The organism is Neisseria sp. P0014.S009 (assembly GCF_051958155.1).
Classification (GTDB): Bacteria; Pseudomonadota; Gammaproteobacteria; order Burkholderiales; family Neisseriaceae; genus Neisseria; species Neisseria flavescens_C.
This window is the reverse complement of sequence record NZ_JBQCVS010000301.1, coordinates 1-232: the sequence shown is the minus strand read 5'-3', so window position 1 is coordinate 232 and position 232 is coordinate 1. Positions and strand designations below refer to the sequence as shown.

Sequence of the window (232 nt, the reverse complement as noted above, 5' to 3'; positions counted from 1 at the left end):
GTGCACCGACTATGTGACTGTCAACGTATTGGAAAACTATGCCGTACGCCAAGGCATTAAAGAATAAAGCGACTGGCCGACTATTCCTCAACTGTCCGTCAACGGCGAATTTGTCGGCGGTTCTGACATTTTGATGGAATTGTACGAAGCCGGCGAACTGCAAGAAGGGCTGAATGTTTAATTATCCACAATATTCCGTAATGGACACTTGGTGACAAAGGGCGTGGGTAGC

The 232-nt window shown here is 47.4% G+C and carries 1 pseudogene; it reads left to right on the top strand.

From position 1 onward, the window contains the following. Positions 1–181 (top strand): annotated as a pseudogene (locus ACTHS4_RS12730) (glutaredoxin domain-containing protein); the annotation flags it as partial. Positions 182–232 lie beyond the last annotated feature (51 nt).